Source organism: Mycobacterium kubicae, from assembly GCF_015689175.1.
GTDB classification, from domain to species: domain Bacteria; phylum Actinomycetota; class Actinomycetes; order Mycobacteriales; family Mycobacteriaceae; genus Mycobacterium; species Mycobacterium kubicae.
In genome coordinates, this window is sequence record NZ_CP065047.1 from 2836274 (window position 1) to 2855598 (window position 19325).

14 protein-coding genes and 1 riboswitch are annotated in these 19325 nt (G+C 66.7%); all 14 genes read left to right on the plus strand.

From position 1 onward, the window contains the following. Positions 1–162: 162 nt before the first annotated feature. The 14 genes from eccD to I2456_RS13290 all read left to right on the plus strand — a co-directional run bounded on the left by eccD (position 163) and on the right by I2456_RS13290 (position 19277). On the plus strand, positions 163–1674 hold the full coding sequence (eccD, locus tag I2456_RS13225) for a type VII secretion integral membrane protein EccD (RefSeq protein WP_068023560.1): 1512 nt from the start codon (positions 163–165) through the stop codon (positions 1672–1674). After that, the gene (locus tag I2456_RS13230; protein ID WP_068023851.1) at positions 1652–3436 is read left to right on the plus strand and encodes a S8 family serine peptidase; all 1785 of its coding nucleotides are present in this window, start codon (positions 1652–1654) and stop codon (positions 3434–3436) included. The genes eccD and I2456_RS13230 overlap by 23 nt, the downstream gene beginning before the upstream one ends. Continuing rightward, entirely contained in the window at positions 3433–4641 is a 1209-nt protein-coding gene (gene eccE, locus I2456_RS13235) for a type VII secretion protein EccE (RefSeq protein ID WP_068023562.1), read from the plus strand. Before I2456_RS13230 ends, eccE begins: the two co-directional genes overlap by 4 nt. After that, a complete protein-coding gene (gene eccA, locus I2456_RS13240) occupies positions 4638–6470 on the plus strand; it encodes a type VII secretion AAA-ATPase EccA (RefSeq protein ID WP_068023563.1) in 1833 nt (610 codons plus the stop codon). The genes eccE and eccA overlap by 4 nt, the downstream gene beginning before the upstream one ends. Positions 6471–7169: 699 nt before the next feature. After that, on the plus strand, positions 7170–8441 hold the full coding sequence (locus tag I2456_RS13245; RefSeq protein ID WP_085074320.1) for a PPE family protein: 1272 nt from the start codon (positions 7170–7172) through the stop codon (positions 8439–8441). Positions 8442–8531: 90 nt separating this feature from the next. Beyond that, positions 8532–9755 carry a PPE family protein gene (locus tag I2456_RS13250; protein WP_085074319.1) on the plus strand — a complete coding sequence of 408 codons (1224 nt, stop codon included), beginning with the start codon at positions 8532–8534 and terminating at the stop codon, positions 9753–9755. A gap of 112 nt (positions 9756–9867) precedes the next feature. Next, positions 9868–10042: riboswitch (M-box (ykoK) riboswitch) on the plus strand. Between the two features lie 297 nt (positions 10043–10339). After that, positions 10340–11533, plus strand: coding sequence for a PPE family protein (locus I2456_RS13255; RefSeq protein ID WP_085074317.1), 1194 nt, complete (start codon positions 10340–10342; stop codon positions 11531–11533). A 790-nt stretch (positions 11534–12323) separates the two neighbouring features. Further along, complete coding sequence (locus I2456_RS13260) at positions 12324–13634, plus strand: PPE family protein (protein WP_085074316.1); 1311 nt, start codon at positions 12324–12326, stop codon at positions 13632–13634. Positions 13635–13714: 80 nt separating this feature from the next. Beyond that, the gene (locus I2456_RS13265; RefSeq protein ID WP_085074315.1) at positions 13715–15124 is read left to right on the plus strand and encodes a PPE family protein; all 1410 of its coding nucleotides are present in this window, start codon (positions 13715–13717) and stop codon (positions 15122–15124) included. A gap of 39 nt (positions 15125–15163) precedes the next feature. Then, entirely contained in the window at positions 15164–15487 is a 324-nt protein-coding gene (locus tag I2456_RS13270) for a DUF732 domain-containing protein (RefSeq protein ID WP_085074314.1), read from the plus strand. Between the two features lie 450 nt (positions 15488–15937). Beyond that, positions 15938–17185 (plus strand): PPE family protein, encoded by a 1248-nt coding sequence (locus tag I2456_RS13275; RefSeq protein WP_085074313.1) that lies wholly within the window; start codon positions 15938–15940, stop codon positions 17183–17185. 27 nt (positions 17186–17212) lie between these two features. Then, positions 17213–17512 carry a PE family protein gene (locus I2456_RS13280; protein ID WP_085074312.1) on the plus strand — a complete coding sequence of 100 codons (300 nt, stop codon included), beginning with the start codon at positions 17213–17215 and terminating at the stop codon, positions 17510–17512. A 25-nt stretch (positions 17513–17537) separates the two neighbouring features. Further along, on the plus strand, positions 17538–18944 hold the full coding sequence (locus tag I2456_RS13285) for a PPE family protein (protein ID WP_085074311.1): 1407 nt from the start codon (positions 17538–17540) through the stop codon (positions 18942–18944). Between the two features lie 12 nt (positions 18945–18956). Beyond that, a complete protein-coding gene (locus I2456_RS13290; RefSeq protein ID WP_085074310.1) occupies positions 18957–19277 on the plus strand; it encodes a DUF732 domain-containing protein in 321 nt (106 codons plus the stop codon). Positions 19278–19325 lie beyond the last annotated feature (48 nt).

Genomic DNA, 19325 nt, shown 5'->3' on the forward strand with positions numbered 1-19325 from the left:
TCGCGAGGCGAGGCAAATGAAATCGGAGTCAGTCGAGCCGCAGCTCCCACGGGGCGGTGTCACCTTGGGCTCGGTGAGTGCACCGACAACGCCGCGCGCGTGGCTTGGTGACCGGAATGAGGGTTTCGCAATGGCAGTCACATTGGCAGGGGGTGCAGGACGGTGACCGCAGTAGTTGATGCGCCACAGACCGATCTTGAGGGCGTCGCATCGCCCCGAGCTGTGGTCGTCGGCATCATGGCCGGCGAGGGTGTTCAGATTGGCGTGCTGCTGGACGCCAATGCGCCGGTTTCGGTGATGACCGAGCCGCTGCTCAAGGTGGTCAACAGCCGCCTTCGAGAGCTGGGGGAGACCCCGCTGGAGGCCACCGGACGTGGTCGCTGGGCATTGTGCCTGGTGGACGGCACGCCGCTGCGCGCCACCCAGTCGCTGACCGAACAGGACGTATTCGACGGCGACCGACTGTGGATTCGGTTCATCAACGACACCGAGCACCGGTCGCAGGTCATCGAGCACATCTCGACCGCGGTCGCGGCCGACCTGAGCAAGCGCTTCACCTCGATCGACCCCGTCGTCGCCATCCAGGTCGGTGCATCGATGGTGGCGACCGGCGTGGTTCTCGCTTCCGGCGTGCTGGGCTGGTGGCGCTGGCACCACAACTCCTGGCTGCCCACCATCGCTACCGCCGTCATCGGCGTGCTGGTCCTGGGTGTCAGCCTGCTGCTGCTGATGCGGGCGAAGAACGATGCGGATCGCCGTGTCGCCGACATCATGCTGCTCAGCTCCCTGGCTCCGATCACCGTCGCGGCCGCGGCCGCACCGCCCGGCCCGGTCGGGTCACCGCAGGCCGTGCTCGGCTTCGGCGTCCTCACCATCGCCTCGGCCCTGGCCCTGCGGTTCACCGGTCGCCGCCTGGCGATCTACACCGCGATTGTGACCGTCTGCCTGCTGACAACGCTGGCCAGCCTGGCCCGGATGGTGGCCGCTACCAGCGCGGTGACCATGCTGTGCTCCCTGGTGTTGATCTCGGTGCTGCTCTACCACGCCGCACCAGCGCTGGCCCGGCGGCTTGCCGGGATCCGGCTGCCGGTGTTCCCGTCGGCCACCAGCCGGTGGGTCTTCGAGGCGCGGCCCGACCTGCCCACGACTGTGGTTCGCCCCGACGGCGGTCCGCCAGTTCTGGAAGGCCCGGCCTCGGTGCGCGACGTGCTGCTGCAGGCCGAACGTGCTCGCTCCTTCTTGAGCGGCCTGCTGGTCGGGCTCGGGGTGCTGATGGTGGTCTCGCTGTCCGCCCTGTGCAATCCCCACACCAACGAGCGCTGGCTGCCGCTGCTGCTTGCTGGGTTCAGCGCCGGCTTCCTGATGCTGCGCGGGCGCTCATACGTGGACCGCTGGCAGTCGATCACCTTGGCCGCAACCGCGGTGATCATCGTCGCGGCGGTGTGCGTGCGCTACGCCCTGGTGTTGTCCTCACCGTTGTCGGTGTCGATCACCGCGGCGATCCTGGTGCTGCTGCCCGCGGCGGGCCTGACCGCGGCGGCGGTCGTCCCCAACACGATCTACAGCCCGCTGTTCCGCAAGTTCGTGGAATGGATCGAGTACCTCTGCCTCATGCCGATCTTCCCGCTGGCATTGTGGTTGATGAACGTTTATGCAGCGATTAGGTACCGGTAGCAGCAGCCTGTGGCGTGGTCGCGTAACCACCGCGACCATCGCCGCAATGCTGTTGGCCTCAGGTGCATTGGCCGGTCTGCCGCCGGCATATGCCATCTCTCCACCGACGATCGATCCGGGCGCGCTACCGCCGGACAGCCCGCCGGGTCCGGTGGCTCCGATGAAGCAGAACTCCTACTGCACCGAGGTGGGAGTTCTGCCCGGTACCGACTTCCGGCTGCAACCCAAGTACATGGACATGCTCAACCTGTCGGAGGCATGGCAGTTCGGCCGCGGCGCCGGTGTGCGGGTCGCCGTCATCGACACCGGCGTGACGCCGCATCCGCGGTTCGCCCACCTGCTTCCCGGCGGTGACTACGTCATGGCCGGCGGGGACGGGCTGTCGGACTGTGACGCCCACGGCACGATAGTGGCGTCGATGATCGGCGCGTCAGCGGCCAATGGGGCGGTGGCCCCGCCCGCGGCACCGCGCCGACCGGTGACCATTCCGACCACCGAGAAACCGCCACCGCCGCAGACCATCACCCTGTCTCCTGTCCCGAATACGACGGTGACGGTCATTCCCGCGCCGCCGCCGGCTTCGCCGTCGGAGGGTGCGCCCCCAGGCTCCCCGCCCGGGCCGCCCGGGCCTGGCAACCCCCCAGCCGCCAACCATGGCGGCGGGACGGTGACCATTCCCGGCTACTCCGGTGGTCGGCAGATCGTGGGCGTCGACCATCCGCGCCCGCTCGACCCGGCGCCCTCACCGACACCGGCACCACCGCCGCCGCCGCCGGCTAGCCCGACGGCGGGACCGGCGCCGGATGCATTCAGCGGCATTGCCCCGGACGTCGACCTCATCTCGATCCGGCAGTCCAGCCAGGCCTTCGGGCTGAAAGACGCTTACACCGGAGACGAAGATCCGCAGACCGTCGCCAAGATCGACAGCGTGCAGACGATGGCGCGCGCGATCGTGCACGCCGCGAACATGGGCGCTTCGGTCATCAACATCTCCGATGTGACCTGCATGAGCGCCCGCAATATCGTCGATCAACGGGTCCTCGGCGCGGCAGTGCGCTACGCCGCGGTCGACAAGAACGCGCTCATCGTGGCCGCGGCCGGTGACAGCACCAAGAAGGACTGCAAGCAGAATCCGCCCTTCAACCCGCTGTCGCCGAACGATCCGCGCAACTGGGGCTCGGTCACGACGGTGGTGACACCGTCGTGGTTCAGCGACTACGTGCTGACCGTGGGTGCCGTGGATGCAACCGGGCAACCTATGACGCAGAGCAGTGTGTCGGGACCGTGGGTGTCGCTTTCGGCCCCCGGCACCGACGTCATGGGGCTCTCACCCCGGGACGACGGCCTGATCAACGCGATCGACGGCCCGGATAACTCCTTGTTGGTCCCCTCCGGCACCAGCTTCTCTGCTGCCATCGTGTCCGGAGTGGCCGCGCTGGTGCGCGCGAAGTTCCCCGAGCTGTCGGCGTATCAGGTCATGAATCGGTTGATCCGCACGGCAAGGGCGCCGGCGCGGGGCGTAGACAACCAAGTTGGTTACGGTGTCGTCGATCCGGTGGCGGCATTGACATGGGATGTACCCCAGGGACCCGCGACGCCGCCGAAGCAGCTGTCGGCGCCGTTGGGGCTGCCCAAGCCGCCGCCTCCGCGCAACATGTTGCCGGTGTGGATCGCGGCCGGGGGACTGACCGGAGCATTACTGATAGGCGGTGCGGTGTTCGGTACGGCGAGTTTGATGCGACGCTCACGGAAACAACGATGAAGGCGCAGCGGAAATTGGGGTTGTCGTTGTCGTGGCCACGACTGACCGCCGTCTTCCTGGCCGACGTGGTCATCCTGGTGCTGGCCAGTCACGCCCCGGAGTCCTGGCAGGGCCCCAACCGCATCGCGTTCTGGGTGGGTGTCGGTCTGGCGGTGATCGTCACCTTGTTGTCCCTGGTGACCTACCACGGAATCACGGTGACCTCCGGGGTGGCCGGCTGGCTGTGGGACAGGTCGGCGGACCCCGGCACGGCCCTGGGTGCGGGCTGCACACCGGCCGTGGACTTCCAGCGCCGGTTCGGGCGCGACCCAGTGGGGGTGCGGGAGTACAAGGGTCTACTGGTGAGCGTCGTCGAGGTGGACGGCGGTCAGGGTGATCCCGCGGGCCGGCATCGGCCTCGGTCTACGGGCACCGCGGTGTTGCCGATCGCGGCGGTGGCCGATGGTTTACGCCAGTTCGACGTCCATCTTGACGCCATCGACATCGTCTCGGTACAGGTGCGCGGTGGCGCAGAAGCGGCCAAGGCCTCGGCCTCACTAGAGGAGTGGGGGCCCGAAGAGTGGGGAGTGGTGGGCGATCAACCCGCCGCGAACCGGCGCCGCACCTGGTTGGTGTTGCGGATGAACCCCCTGCGCAATGTCTCCGCTGTGGTGATTCGCGACTCGCTGGCGTCGACGCTGGTCGCCGCCACCGAGCGGCTGATCCAGGATCTCGACGGTCAAAGCTGTGCGGCCCGCGCGCTGACCGCCGATGAACTGGCCGAGGTCGACAGCGCGGTGCTGGTCGACTTGGAGCCGACCTGGAGTCGTCCGGGCTGGCGTCATCTCAAGCACTTCAACGGGTACGCGACCAGTTTTTGGGTGTCCCCGGCCAACATCGACTCCGAGACGATCGCTCACCTGTGGCAGTCCGACACCCAGGAGGTCGGGGCCACGGTCCTCACCTTGCGCCTGACGAGTGACAATGGGCGCCCCGTGCTGTCGGCGTGGGTTCGCTACCACAGCGATGGTCGTCTGCCCAGGGAAGTCGGCTCCGGCCTCAACCGGTTGACCGCTCGGCAACTGGCAGCGGTTCGCGCCAGCCTTCCGGCTCCGACAACTCGGCCTCAGCTGGTCGTTCCCAGCCGCGAACTGAGAGACCACGATGAACTTGAGCTGCCCGTGGGTCATGAGTCGGAGCATGCACTAAGCTCCGCTGGGCAATGACTCGAGCTCAATCCGCCGCTGAAGACGCCCGCAATGCGATGGTCGCCGGTTTGCTGGCGTCCGGAATTTCGGTCAACGGTCTGCAACCCAGCCACAACTCACAAGTGGCGGCGCAGATGTTCGCCACCGCCACAAAACTCGATCCGGCGATGTGCGACGCCTGGCTGGCCCGGATCCTGACCGGTGACCAGAGCATCGACGTGCTCGCCGGCGCCTGGGCGGCGGTACGCACTTTCGGCTGGGAGACCCGCCGTCTGGGCGTCACCGACCTGCAGTTCCGTCCCGAGGTGTCCGACGGGCTGTTCCTGAAACTCGCCGTCACCAGCGTCGACTCGCTGGCCTGCGGTTACGCCGCCGTGCTCGCCGAAGCCAAACGGTACAAGGAAGCCGCAGACCTGCTCGACGCCACCGCGCCCCGGCATCCCTTCGATGCCGAACTGGTCAGCTACGTGCGAGGGGTGCTCTACTTCCGCACCAAACGGTGGCCGGACGTGCTGTTGCAGTTCCCCGAGGGCAAGCAGTGGCGTCACCCGGAGCTCAAGGCCGCGGGCGCGGCCATGGCGACCACAGCGCTGGCTTCGCTGGGAGTGTTCGAAGAGGCATTCCGACGCGGGCAGGACGCCATCGAGGGCGACCGGGTGCCCGGTGCGGCGAACATCGCCCTGTACACCCAGGGCATGTGCCTGCGCCACGTCGGGCGCGAGGAAGAAGCCATCGAGCTGTTGCGCCGTGTCTACTCCCGCGACCCCAAATTCACTCCGGCTCGCGAAGCGCTGGACAACCCGAACTTCCGGCTGGTCGTCACCGATCCGGAAACCATCGAGGCGCGCACCGATCCGTGGGATCCGGAGAGCGCGCCCAGCCGCGCCCAGACCGAGGCCGCTCGCCATGCCGAGGCCGCGGCGAAGTACTTGGCCGAAGGCGATGCCGAGCTCAACGCCATGCTGGGCATGGAGCGGGCCAAGCGGGAAATCAAACTCATCAAGTCGACGACGAAGGTGAACCTGGCGCGCGCCAAGATGGGCCTGCCGGTGCCGGTGACCTCGCGCCACACCTTGCTGCTCGGTCCACCGGGAACCGGTAAGACATCGGTCGCCCGCGCTTTCAGCAAGCAACTGTGCGGGCTGACAGTGCTGCGCAAGCCGGTCGTCGTGGAGACCAGTCGCACCAAGCTGCTCGGCCGCTACATGGCCGACGCGGAGAAGAACACCGAGGAAATGCTCGAAGGCGCGTTGGGCGGAGCGGTCTTCTTCGACGAGATGCACACCCTGCATGAGAAGGGCTATCAGCAGGGCGACCCCTACGGCAATGCCATCATCAACACGCTGCTGCTCTACATGGAGAATCACCGCGACGAACTGGTGGTCTTCGGTGCGGGCTATGCCAAGGCGATGGAAAAGATGCTCGAGGTCAACCAAGGTCTGCGGCGGCGATTTTCGACGGTCATCGAATTCTTCAGCTATACCCCGCCAGAACTGCTGGCGCTGACCCGTTTGATGGGCAAAGAGAACGAGGACGTCATCACCGAAGAAGCCGTTCAGGTGTTGTTGCCGTCGTACACCAAGTTCTACAACGACGAAAGTTATTCCGAAGACGGCGATTTGATTCGCGGTATCGATACGCTGGGCAACGCCGGATTTGTGCGCAACGTGGTGGAAAAAGCGCGCGACCACCGAAGCTTTCGCCTCGACGACGAAGACCTCGACGCGGTATTGAACAGCGACCTCACCGAATTCAGCGAACGACAGCTACTGCGGTTCAAGGAATTGACGGCTGACGATCTCGCCGAAGGGCTCAGCGCGGCAGTGGCAGAGAAGAAGTCCAGCTAACCCACCGCCGACTTGGCTCGCCGGCCGTTCAGCTGGTTTCCCGCCGCGCAGATCGGTCCTTTATTAAGTCTTCGTGACAGCCGCGCGTCGGATTGACGTGCCCCGAACGCAATGCCACGATGGCGCTCAACAGGCTGCGCACGGTTCGATTTGTGCAGCACACGGGCTCCGAGCGAAGGATCGACGTCGAACGCACAGCAACACCAAAAGGCGCGACGAGTTGTCGGTTCTTTGGTTTGCTTCAACAAGCTTCCTGCCGCGCCACCGCCGGATACGCTGTGTGGATTCGAAGCTCGGATGGGTGGGATCGGAAGTCTGGCAAAGTCAGCCACACGACCGCATCCCATTCTGTGGAACACCGCAGCACTCCCAGCTGAGGGGATTCACGACGGGAGGTGGGGCGGTACTGAATCAACCGACAGTGATCATCCGAAAGTGTTGACCGTTTCTTTCCGATCCGGTCACGGCGCTTCTTCTGCCGTCTGAAATCGACTGGCGCCGAGTACCCGAAACACGCCGCGCATTGCGCTCGTTCGATCGGCAACCCCTTGACACCACCGCAGCGGCCGAGCCCGAGCCGGGTCGGACTATCCGATAAGGAGATGTCCGATGTTTTCCCTTGCTACACAGTGCAATTCGCTGCCGCCTGCGCCCGCAGACGCCGCCCCGGTGAACACGGCCGGTTAGGGGGTGCCGGCGATGGACTACGGAGCGCTTCCTCCCGAAATCAACTCCCTACGCATGTACTCCGGACCGGGTTCGGCACCGCTGTTGGCGGCGGTGACCGCCTGGGACGCCCTGGCTGCGGAGCTACGTTCCACAGCCGCCGCCTACGACACGGTGATCTCGGCGCTGACCGGAGACGAGTGGTTGGGGCCGGCGTCGGAATCGATGGTGGCCGCCCTAGCCCCTTACCTGACCTGGATGACCCTGACCGGGATGCAGGCCGAACAGACCGCCCGCCAGGCGGCCGCCGCGGCGGGCGCCTACGAGTCGGCGTACGCCATGACGGTGCCACCACCTGTGGTGGCCGAAAACCGCACCCGGTTGACGGCCCTGGTCGCGACCAACCTGCTCGGTCAGAACACGCCCGCGATCGCGGCCACCGAGGCCGCATACGGTGAAATGTGGGCGCAGGACGCCGCGGCGATGTATGGCTACGCCACCGGTTCGGCCGCCGCCTCGACACTGACACCTTTCGCTGAGCCGGCGCAGACGACAAATCCGAGCGGGCAGGCCAACCAAGCGACCGCGGTCACCCAGGCCGCCGGCAGCGCCGGTGGCAGCCTCACCCAGAGCGAACTGCCGCAACTCATGTCTGCGGTACCGGGCAGCCTGCAAGGACTCGCGTCGCCGGCAGCGGCCTCGCCCTTGGATGCCATCCCAGGATCGGGCCTGCTCGCCGACATCTTGAACTTCCTTGACGGGAATGACGGCAATCCCTACGGCATCTTCCTGAACTCATCGCTGACCAACGGGTTCGTCTCGGCCGGGTACGTGAGCCCCGCCGTGATCGCCCCAGGGGTGTGGGCCGCCATCGCCGACACCAACGCGGTCGCACTCGGCGCCCAAGAGGGTGCCGCGGTGCCACCGATGGGTTCCGGTGAAGGGAATCCTTCGTGGATACCGGCCGCGTCACCGGCGAGCCCCACCGGCGTGCCTCCGCTCGGCGAGACGACTGCCGCCTCACTAGGTGCAAGCGGAGTGACGGCCGGTACGAATCAGTCGGCGGTGGTGGGGCGATTGTCCGTTCCGCAGACGTGGACGCAGGCGACCGCGGTCGCGAACCACGCGGGCGCCGCGGCGCCCGGCGGCGGTTGGACGAGTTCGGCGATGGTGCCCCAAGCCGCGGCAGGCATCCCGGGTGTGCCCGGCATGCCGGCTCCGGGGATGTTCGGCCACAGCTTCGGCAATGGGCCGCGCTACGGATTCCGACCGACGGTCATGGGCCGTCCGCCAGCCGCCGGCTGACCTCGCGCAGGTACTGCGAAATCGGTGTCGCCGGTAGGCGGCACCCAAGCCGACTCCACCATCACGGCTGGTTGAAGGAGGTGCAGGACAATGGATTTCGGTGCACTGCCGCCCGAAATTAACTCCCTGCGCATGTATTCCGGGCCCGGCTCGGCGCCGCTGCTGGCTGCCGTGACGGCCTGGGATGAGCTCGCCGCCGAAATGCATTACACCGCAACGGCATACGAGTCGGTGATCTCGGCACTGGTCAGTGAAGGCTGGTTGGGGCCGGCGTCGGCGACGATGGCGGCTGCGGTGGCACCGTATGTGACTTGGCTGAGCGTCTCGGGCCTGCAGGCAGAGCAAACTGCCGGTCAGGCCGCCGCAGCGGCGGCGGCGTTCGAAGCCGCGTTCGCCCTGACCGTGCCCCCTGCCGTGGTGGCGGCCAACCGAGCGCGCTTGCTGGTGTTGGTGGCCACCAACTTCTTGGGCATCAACACACCGGCGATCGCGGCGACCGAGGCTGAATATGCCGAGATGTGGGCACAGGATGCGACGGCGATGTACGGCTATGCCGCAAGTTCGGCGGAAGCCGCGGTGCTACAACCGTTCAGTGAACCCGTTCAGACGACCAACCCGTCGGGACAGGCCAATCAGGCCGCAGCGGTTACCCAAATCACTGGAACCACAGCGGGCAGTTTGACCAAAACCGAACTCCCGCAACTCATGTCCTCGGTGCCGGCAACCCTGCAAGGGCTCTCGTTACCGGCGGCGGCATCGCCACTTGACGCGATTCCCGAGACGGGCGTGCTGGCCGACCTGTTGAATTTCCTCGACGGGAACGACGGCAACGCCTTCGGAATTTTCCTCAACTCCAATTTGGTGAACGGGGTTGTGTCAGCGGGGTATACGGCTCCGGCGCAGATATTGCCGGCCGTCACCGGAGCGGTGGCCGACATCAGCGCGGTGGCGAACGGCGGAGCCGATGCGGCTTCGGCACCGATCGCCAGCGCCGATGCCGCCGATGCCGCGTGGAACGGAGCGACCGCCGCGCGCTCGGGTCTCGGGGGAGTGAGCGCCGGCGCCAACCAGGCGAGCTTGATCGGGCGATTATCTGTTCCGCAGAGTTGGACGGTGACCGTCGAGGTCGCCGATCAGGCCGGCGTCGCGCGCCCCGAATCCATCCTGAGCGGCACCGCCGCCCCGCAAGCGGGCGCCGCCATGCCCGGCATTCCCGGCATGCCCACCCCAACGCCTTATTCGCGCAGCTTCGGCAGTGGTCCGCGATACGGGTTCCAGCCGACGATCATGTCGCGTCCCCCCGCTGCCGGCTGACACTCAACGGGTTGCGGCGGCCGATGGTTACCGCCTGTTTACCCGGTTGCTATTGCCATGGGCTGCAGCGTTGGGTTGACTCCCATCACTTCCGGTGCCACGATGGCGTCTGCATGCACCTCGCTAGGTGAGGCGTCCGCTCGGATACAGGCCACTGACCTCGAACGTCGAAAGACGCCCAGGGTCAGGACAGCTCTTCCCGGCTTAAGGGTTGAGCCCAAGTGGCTTCCGGCTTTCCAAGCCGGATACGCCGTCCGGTGCCAAAGCTCTGACGAGAGGGGTGCGGCGTCCGGTGTTGTCCTGCCGGGCACTCATCCCTGTGTGCGCCTTGTCGGCATCCCCGTATGCCCTGGCCCCGAGGAGGTGAGAGCGAAGTGAGTCCCGGAGATAGTCCGTATCCCAGATCGACCATTTCGTTTCGATCCGATCCCGGCGCCTTCCGCGCCTTCTGACGGCACCTTCGTTACTGATCTGCACACGTCGCTGCGCCGACGTGTGTGAGAAGGTGCGTGAAAGCTGTTCCCAGGCAACGGGTTTGGGTCCCTCCCGCAACGTATTACCGCTAGCTTGAAAGAGGGGCACCGATGAGCTTCGCAGTGGACTTTGCCGCATTGCCGCCCGAGATCAACTCCGCACGCATGTACACCGGAGCCGGCGCAGCTCCCATGCTGGCTGCCGCATCCGCCTGGAAGGGCCTGGCAGCCGAGTTGCGTGCCACCGCGTTGTCGTACGCATCGGTGCTGGCCGCGCTGACGAGTGAGGAGTGGTACGGCCCCGCGTCGGCGTCGATGGCCGCCGCGGCAGCCCCCTACGTCACGTGGATGAGCTCAACCGCCGTGCAAGCGGAGCAAACGGCCATCCAAGCCGAGGCCGCGGTCGGTGCGTACGACGCCGCGTTCGCCGCGACGGTCCCACCGCCGGTGATCGCGGCCAACCGGGCTCAGCTGATGACGTTGATCGCCACCAACTTCCTGGGTCAGAACACCCCCGCCATCGCGGCGACCGAAGCGCAGTACGCCGAGATGTGGGCGCAGGACGCCGCCGCCATGTACGGCTATGCCGGTTCCTCGGCAGCCGCCACCCAGCTGATCCCATTCGTCGAGCCAGCGCAAACGACAAACCCGAGCGGACTGACGGCCCAGGCCGCCGCGGTGAGTCAAGCGGCCGCAGGGGGACCGCAGAACACGCTGTCGGAGTTGATGTCGGCGGTGCCCAGCGCATTGCAGGGACTTGCTGGCACCAACGGCGCGGCGGGCCTGACCGACGTCACAAATCTGCTGCTGACCGGCTCGGGACCAGCAGGGCTGGCGGATTTCTGGGCTCAGTGGGGGCCCAACGCGAACATCTGGAACACCATAACGTCGACCGGTATCTTCACCCCTGGTGCCACGGTCGGCACCCTGTCCAGCCTGTTCGGTGCGACGGCGGCATCCGGCGTGGCCGGCGACGTCGCGCAAGGGGCCGCAGCCGGTGTGCAAAGCGCGGTGGCTACCCCCGTTGCCTCGACGGGGGCGGCGAGCGGCCTGGTGTCCGCCGGCGCGGGCAACGCCTCCATCATCGGCAAGCTGGCGGTTCCGCCGTCCTGGACGGCAAGCGCACCGGTGGGCCCGCTCGGCGCCCCGTTGGGAGGAACACCCATGGTCGCGCCGCCACCCGCCGTCGCGGCCGGCATGCCGGGCGTGCCGCTGGGCACCGTGGCGAGCCAACCCTACGGTCGCGCGGTCCCGCAATACGGTGCTCGCCCGACCTTCGTCGCCAGGCCGCCTGCGGCCGGTTAACGGCCTGGCGGGCTGTGCAGAAAACGTCCAGCCAGTGAGCAGGCACATTACAGCGGCTCGCGCATACCTTCCTCCTGTTTTTTGCGTACGTTGTTCCTAACGTCAGAAGAACGAGGCATGACGGTGGAATGGCCACGCGGCGCTGTCGCTCTTGCCGCCAGCCGTCGTTTCGGGAGATCGCTATGGCAGTGACGAATGGGCAGCAACACGTCGGTACCCACCCGCACGCGAGACCGCAGCCTTGCTGCGAACCGGGTTTGCGACCTTTCGGCAAATCGGCGGCTCGGAAATTGGCGAAGTCGCTGCTGCCGCGCCAGTCCACCCCGGCCGCAGGCGGCGACGCTTGACTGCTCGACATAGCACGGTGGCGAACGAGGCTTAGCTTGCCGCGTTCGCAGACTGTGCGCCGGATCACGATTTCGCGAACCTGACACATTACCTGGCGAGCCATTCGTGCGATATGCGCGTGCATCAAAGCCAGTTCTTGCGAAAGTGTTGTTTTTAGGTTTGTCGATATGTGCCGAAAAATGCAAAGACCCGCTGCTGTCGAGGCCCTACTCGAGTTTGCTCACAGCCCGATATCTCAGTGCATGAGGTAGCGCAGTGATGGCATCGATACGCATCGTTTACGTTGCGATCACACCGCGTGAACCTGACAAAAATACGGTCAAATCGGGTGGGTGAGCACGCAATGTAGCGGATGGCGGGATTCGCAATTTCCGATTGAACATGCGGTGGTGCCGGCCAGCGATCGACGGGCCGGTTCTCGAGGGGATAAGGGGTATCGCGTATGGACTACGGGGCACTGCCACCTGAGATCAACTCCGGGCGCATGTACACCGGTCCAGGTGCTGGGCCGCTGCTGACCGCCGCGGCAGCGTGGGACGCGCTGGCGGGCGAATTGCATTCGACCGCAGCATCTTACGCGTCCACGATTGAAAGCCTGACCGTTGGATCGTGGCAAGGGCCGACGGCAATGGCAATGGCCGCGGCGGCCGGGCCGTATGTGTCGTGGATCTCCGCCACCGCCGGGCAGGCCGACCAGGTGGCCGCGCAGGCGAAACTTGCGGCGAGCGCGTACGAGACTGCGTTCGCGGCGACGGTACCTCCGCCGGTGATAGCGGCCAATCGCGCGCAATTGCTCGCACTGATCGCCACCAATTTCCTCGGCCAGAACACCCCGGCAATTGCGGCCACTGAAGCCCAATACCTGGAAATGTGGGCGCAAGATGCCGCCGCGATGTACGCCTATGCCGGCTCGTCGGCAACCGCGAGCGAATTGACCCCGTTTACCGAGCCGCCGCAGACAACCAGCACGTCGGGCACCGCCATGCAGGCCGCGGCGGTATCGCAGGCCACCGCCGCTCCGGCTGCCTCGGACATCACCACGCAGCTGTCCCAGTTCATCACGTCGCTGCCAACGGCACTGCAAGGCTTGGCATCCACCCTTGCTGCGTCACCGACAACAGGGTCGACGTCGTTGCTGCCGGGACTGGCCTTGCCGCAGATCGCCCAAGTGTCGTTGCCGCCCTGGCTGTCCACCAACTTGGCCAACTGGAACTCGATTTTCTCCGTCCTCACCGGGCCGTTCTCGGCGCAGGGTTTGACGTCGATCCCCGGCGGCCCCTTCCTGTCGTTCGGCCAGGTGTACTCCTACGCCCAGAATGGGCAAGGCCTGCAAGCGTTCTTCACTCCCGCACAACCGATCACCGGTGCGCTGGCGCCCATCGCTTCGTCGGTTACCCCGCATCTCACGTCCGCGGGCTCGGTGGGCGGGGCGGCCTCGGGGGCGATGGGCCGCGCGGCGCTGGTGGGCAGTTTGTCGGTGCCACAGGGCTGGACCACAGCCGCTCCGGCCATCAGAACGGTCGCCGCGACGCTGTCGGCCAACCTCGCCGCTGCGCCGACGGCAGCACTGGCCGGCGAGTCCGGCGTCTTCGGGCAGATGGCGCTGTCGAGCCTGGCAGGTCGGGCCCTCGGCGCTGCCACCGTCGGCTCCGGAAGCGGCGGGGGCGCCGCGGCCGGCGCACTGGGCGGCGTCGTCGCGGAGGCCGACCCGGCCGCCGCCATGATCTTCGTGCTGCCGGCGCTGGAGGACTGACCGCTATGTACTTCACCCCGACGAACCATCTTCCGGCACAGGGGATTCCGATGTGCGGCCCAGGTAGGGGGTAGGCAGAGATGTTCTATGCAGCGTTTCCACCGGAAATCAATTCCGGCCGGATGTACAGCGGTCCCGGGTCGGGGCCGATGCTGGCCGCGGCGGCCGCGTGGAACGGGCTGGCCGCGGAATTGCAATCCACAGCCGCCTCCTACTCGTCGGTCATCGCGACCTTGACCAGCGGACCGTGGGTCGGCCCGTCGGCCCTCGCGATGGCCGCAGCCGCCACACCGTACGTGTCCTGGCTGAGTGGTACCGCCGCACAGGCCGCCCAAGCGGCCAGCCAAGCAACCGCCGCGGCGGCCGCATATGAAACGGCGTTCGCCGCGCACGTGCCGCCGGAGGAGATCGCGGCCAACCGCACCCAGTTGGCGTCCCTGGTAGCCACGAACCTGTTCGGGCAGAACACCGGGGCGATTGCCGCCACGGAGGCCCAATACGGCGAGATGTGGGCGCAGGACGCCGTGGCAATGGACAGCTATGCCGGATCATCGGCGGCGGCAAGCGAGGTGACCCCGTTCACCGAGCCCCCGCCGATCGTCAATCCCGGCGGACTGGCCAACCAAGCGGTGGCTACCGGTCAGTCGGCAACCACCGCCGCCGGCACCGTCGCACAGTCGCTGGTGGCGGCCGGGGACCCGATAACGGGGTTGTCGCAGACGCTGGCGAACCTGAGCACCGACTACACCGCGACCATCAACGGACTGCTCAACAGCCTGTTCGGGCCGGCCGGGGCGTCGACCTATACAACCCTGTACAACGCGGTGAAGGTGCCGCTCGGCTTCTCGACGCAGTTCAACGACATCGGGCTCTTGATCAACTTTCCGGCATCACAGTTCCTCAAGTTCGCCCCCAAGTCGGCCGCCGCGCTCGGTGAACTGCCCAAGGACGCGCTGGGCGCCGGCTTGGGCGCCCCGCACTGGGGCCGCGGCTGGCTGACCAGCGCGACCGCGGCAAATCCCTCAGCCAGTTTCGGGCGCGGCATGTTGGTCGGCGCGTTGACGACGCCACCGAGCTGGGCCGCGAACACCCCGGCCATCCAGACGGTGGCCGCGGCGTTGTCGGCCGCCGGCCCGGAAGCGGTGCCGGCCGCCGAACTCGGGCAGGGCAGCCTGCTCAGCTCGATGTCACTGGCGGGCATGGTCGGCAGCGCGTTGGGCGCCGGGGGTCCCAGCGTGCTGGGGCGCACCGGCGCCCGCGACCGGCTGACTCCGGTCAAAGACATGAAGGACCTCAAGTCGCCGGAGCAACTCAAGCGGCTGGTCGCCCAGATATCGGAGAAACCCGAAAGCGTCCAGCACCACACCGTCGACCAAGAGGGACTGGACAGCCTGCTCGAACAGTTGGCGAAGAAACCCGGCATCCACGCCGTGCACCTGTCAAAGGGCGACAAACCGAAAGTCGTGCCCTCGGATGCGCAGTTGGGTTAGCGACCGGTCCGACGTTCGAGCTGAGCCAGGAAGGGTGTCATGAAACTGCTGGTGGCCGTGATCGGCATCTGCACTGCGATTGGTTTGGCCGCCCCCGCATTTGGCGAGCCCGACGACGGCCCAGGGGGTGATGATGCGGGCTTTCTGGCCGCGCTGCGGTCCGCCGACATCGGGTACACCAACCCGGCACAAGCCATCGGTTCGGCCAGAGCGGTCTGCACCTGCTTGAACAACGGCGAGTCCGGCCTGGAATTGGTGCACGACGTGAAGACACGCAACCCGGCCTTCAATATGGACGCCGCGGCCGAGTTCGCCGTTATTTCAGCGAAGTACTACTGCCCGCACCAACTTTCCAAGAGCTGACAGCTACCGGCGCCAGTCTTTGTGGCCGGCGCCTCAAGTGGGCCGGTTTCGGTTGGCATAAATGATGGGGTCCAATGTCCGCAAAAAGCGGATGGATAAGTGTTCACACTTTGCTGGATTCCGCCTTAACCGGTCAGAACTTTCGGCTTCCGCGACTTTGATTGCACGATTCTTTCTCACCCGTCGCCGCCCGTCCTAACGGCGTAACACCGGAAACTGGGTCGAAACACTGATGTGTTAGCGGCACGGCCGCGCCCGGCAATAACGAGAAGTGCCTGGCTGTGCTTCTTTGGTCGACGCCGACACAAGCTGCGTTTGTACACACGCGTGCAGTTATGCGGAACGCCATTGGGATATCTGTTGAGTTTTGTATGAGCTCGGCCAGGCTTGCGGCCAGAAGTGTTAACCCGAGATTACGATGGCGGCCACAAAGGGGACCGGAGGTAACTGATGGACTTCGGGGCGTTACCGCCAGAGATCAACTCTGGACGAATGTATATGGGGGCGGGCTCCGGGCCGATGTTGGCCGCTGCGGCGGCCTGGGACGCGCTGGCCGCCGAATTGCATTCGAATGCGGCGTCCTATGAGTCCACGATCCAGGGGGTGACCGTCGGGTCTTGGCAGGGTCCGGCGGCGGCATCGATGACGACTGCGGCCGCACCGTTCCTGGCATGGATGAGTACCACCGCAACCCAAGCCGAGCAGGCCGCCGCTCAGGCGAAGGCCGCCGCCGTCGCGTACGAGACCGCCTTCGCCGCGACGGTGCCACCGCCGGTGATCGAAGCAAACCGCGCCCTGCTGATGACGCTCATCGCCACCAACATCTTCGGCCAGAACACGCCGGCGATCGCAGCCACCGAAGCGCAGTACCTGGAGATGTGGGCACAAGACGCCGCGGCGATGTACGCCTATGCCGGCTCCTCGGCGGCTGCGACGGAGGTGACACCGTTCACCGAACCACCGCAGACCACCGATCCGTCCGGGGTGGCGCGGCAGTCGGCGGCGGTGGCCGAGGCGGTCAGCGCCGCAGAGACCCAGTCACAACTTGCGCAGCTGCTCAGCGTCATCCCGAACGCGCTGCAAAGCGTGGGTCCCGCTGCCGCCGTACCGACGGCCGCGGCGACACCGGCGGGCTCGATCATCGAGGCCGTCTATCCCATCACGGCAGCCTTGCGGCCGTTCTTTGCCGCCGTAACCGGCGCCTACAGCCCCATCGGGGCGATCATTCTGCCTGGCGGCTGGTGGCTGCTGTCCCTGCAGCTGCTGGGCTTGGCGCAGAACGGGCCAGGTGTCGCCGAACTGCTCGGTGGCGGCAAGGCCATTGCGGGCGGGCTGGCGCCGCTACGCGGTGGTTACGTCTCCTCGGTGGCGCCCACCCCAGGGGGCGTGACGGGGTCCATGGGCGGCTCGACCCTGGTCGGTTCCCTCTCGGTGCCACAAGGTTGGGTCACCGAGGCACCGGTGATGAGGACGCTCGCGTCGGTGCTGCCGGGCACTAGCGCGGCAGCCGCCCCGTCTATCCCGGTCGGGCCGCCGGGCACGCTGTTCGGCGAGATGGCGATGGCCAGTCTGGCCGGACGTGCATTGGCGGGCGCCAGTGTGCGCACTGTGAGCAGCACCGGGACCGGCACCACCGCCGGCGCGGTCGCCGATGACGTCGCCAGTACGGCCACCATCATCGTCATCCCGGCGGACTGACACGACTTCGAAGTTGGAGGAGAACGCATGTCTTTCGTGACTGCACAACCCGACGAGTTGGCGGCCGCGGCCGGCAACTTGGAAAGTATCGGCGCCTCGATGAACGCCGAGAGCGCTGCTGCCGCCGGCCCGACGACCGGGGTGATTCCCGCTGCCGCGGACGAGGTCTCGGCGCTGACGGCGGCACAGTTCACCGCGCACGCGCAGATGTACCAGGCGGTCAGCGCGCAGGCCGCGGCGATTCACCAGATGTTCGTCCGGACTCTGGCGACCAGCGCGGGTTCGTATGCCGCCACCGAGGCCGCCAACGCGGCAGCAACCGGTTAGTGCTCAGCGCGGGAAAGGTGCGGCAATGAGCTTCGCGTTCCGTCCACCGGAGATCATCTCCGGTGAGATGTATACCGGTCCCGGCTCGGGACCGATGCTGGCGGCCGCCACCGCCTGGGATGCACTGGCCGCGGAACTGCAGGACACCGCGGCCTCCTACGGGTCGATAGTCGAAGGCCTGGCCAACGAGTCGTGGACCGGGCCCTCGTCGGTCGCCATGGCAACTGCCGCCGCGCCCTATGTGGCTTGGATGTCGGCGACCTCCGCCCAAGCCAAAGCGGCGGCCGACCAGGCAAAGGCGGCCGCCGGCGCCTATGAGACCGCATTCGCTGCCGTCGTGCCGCCGCCAGAAATCGCGGCGAACCGTGCCCTGCTGGCGATGCTGGTGGCGACCAACATCTTCGGGCAGAACACCGGAGCCATCGCTGCTACCGAGGCGCAGTACGCCGAGATGTGGGCGCAGGACACCGCCGCGATGCTCAGTTATGCCGGTTCGTCGGCGACGGCTTCCCGGCTCACGCCGTTCACCGAGCCGCCGCAAACCACCAATGCCTCCGGATTGGCCAACCAGGCGGCGGCGTCCGGGCAGTCTGCCGGCCTGGCTGGCGCGACCAGCGCGGTAGCCAACGCGGTGCCCAGCGCCGCGGCGCTGCCCTTCCCCTTCGACATCGTCACGCAGCTTCTGCAAGCTCTCGGCAGCGGCTCCACGGCTTACATGCAGTTCTGGAACCAGTTCCTCAACACCGTGACCGGGACCCCGTTGGCCGGCATCACCTGGGAGAACACGTTCGGCATTTTCGCCGACATCGGACGGTTCAGCACCGTTGCCAACGACAGCATGAGCCCGATCAACCTCGGCATGACCGAGTTCAAGATGTTCTACAAGCCCCCGGTCGAAGCCCTGGATATCCCGAAGTCGGCACTCGGGGCCGGGTTGGGGCTGCGGCCGGCCGGCTTGACCAGTTCCACCGCGGTGTCGGCGGGCGTGGGCGACGCCAATCTGGTGGGCCGACTATCGGTGCCACCGAGCTGGGCCTCGGCCACTCCCGCTATCCGGTTGGCCTCGGCCGGGCTGCCCGCCACCAGCCTGGCGGCCGCACCCGCGGCGGGTATTCCGGGCAATCTACTCAGCCAGATGGCTCTGGGCAGCCTCACCGGTGGAGCGCTGGGCGCGGTGGGGCCCCAGGTGCTCAGCGGCAGCGGCGCTCGGGCGCGCGCCAACGGCGGGAAAGGCAGCGCCGAACCGGTCAAGCTCGACAGCGTCATCGCCAAGCTGCAAAAGGAGCCCGAGTCGGTGCAGCACTGGAATGTTGACAAGGCGGGACTGGACAATCTGCTGGAGAAACTGTCCAAAGAGCCCGGAATCCATGCGGTACACGTCACCAATGGTGACAAGCCCAAGGTCACCTTGCCTGACGTGCCCTCGAGATAGAGTTCCGCATCAATGCTTCGACTGCTGCTGGCGCCGGTCGGCGTTCTGGCCGTCATCGGTCTGGCGGTGCCCGCGAACGGTGAGCCCCAAGGCGATGACGCGGCGTTCTTGGCTGCCCTGGACAACGCCGGCATCGTCTACAACAGCCCCGGTCAAGCCATTGCGTCGGCCAAAGCGGTGTGCGGATTGATGAGCAAGGGCGAAACAGGCTTACAGGTGGTCAACGACATCAAGGACCAGAATCCCGGGATGACCCTGGACGCCGCGGCCAAATTCGCTGCCGTCGCCTCCAACACCTACTGCCCCGAACATCTGACGCCCAAGGGCAGCTAGCAGCCGGTTTCCCGCGGCTCTACCTGACGTTAACCCGCCTGTGGTTAG

Excerpts from the sequence above, each read along its gene's own strand:
- I2456_RS13230 (WP_068023851.1), top strand. The coding sequence starts at position 1,652 with ATGCAGCGATTAGGTACCGGTAGCAGCAGCCTGTGGCGTGGTCGCGTA.
- eccE (WP_068023562.1), top strand. The coding sequence starts at position 3,433 with ATGAAGGCGCAGCGGAAATTGGGGTTGTCGTTGTCGTGGCCACGACTG.
- eccA (WP_068023563.1), top strand. The coding sequence starts at position 4,638 with ATGACTCGAGCTCAATCCGCCGCTGAAGACGCCCGCAATGCGATGGTC.
- I2456_RS13245 (WP_085074320.1), top strand. The coding sequence starts at position 7,170 with ATGGACTACGGAGCGCTTCCTCCCGAAATCAACTCCCTACGCATGTAC.
- I2456_RS13250 (WP_085074319.1), top strand. The coding sequence starts at position 8,532 with ATGGATTTCGGTGCACTGCCGCCCGAAATTAACTCCCTGCGCATGTAT.
- I2456_RS13255 (WP_085074317.1), top strand. The coding sequence starts at position 10,340 with ATGAGCTTCGCAGTGGACTTTGCCGCATTGCCGCCCGAGATCAACTCC.
- I2456_RS13260 (WP_085074316.1), top strand. The coding sequence starts at position 12,324 with ATGGACTACGGGGCACTGCCACCTGAGATCAACTCCGGGCGCATGTAC.
- I2456_RS13265 (WP_085074315.1), top strand. The coding sequence starts at position 13,715 with ATGTTCTATGCAGCGTTTCCACCGGAAATCAATTCCGGCCGGATGTAC.
- I2456_RS13270 (WP_085074314.1), top strand. The coding sequence starts at position 15,164 with ATGAAACTGCTGGTGGCCGTGATCGGCATCTGCACTGCGATTGGTTTG.
- I2456_RS13275 (WP_085074313.1), top strand. The coding sequence starts at position 15,938 with ATGGACTTCGGGGCGTTACCGCCAGAGATCAACTCTGGACGAATGTAT.
- I2456_RS13280 (WP_085074312.1), top strand. The coding sequence starts at position 17,213 with ATGTCTTTCGTGACTGCACAACCCGACGAGTTGGCGGCCGCGGCCGGC.
- I2456_RS13285 (WP_085074311.1), top strand. The coding sequence starts at position 17,538 with ATGAGCTTCGCGTTCCGTCCACCGGAGATCATCTCCGGTGAGATGTAT.
- I2456_RS13290 (WP_085074310.1), top strand. The coding sequence starts at position 18,957 with ATGCTTCGACTGCTGCTGGCGCCGGTCGGCGTTCTGGCCGTCATCGGT.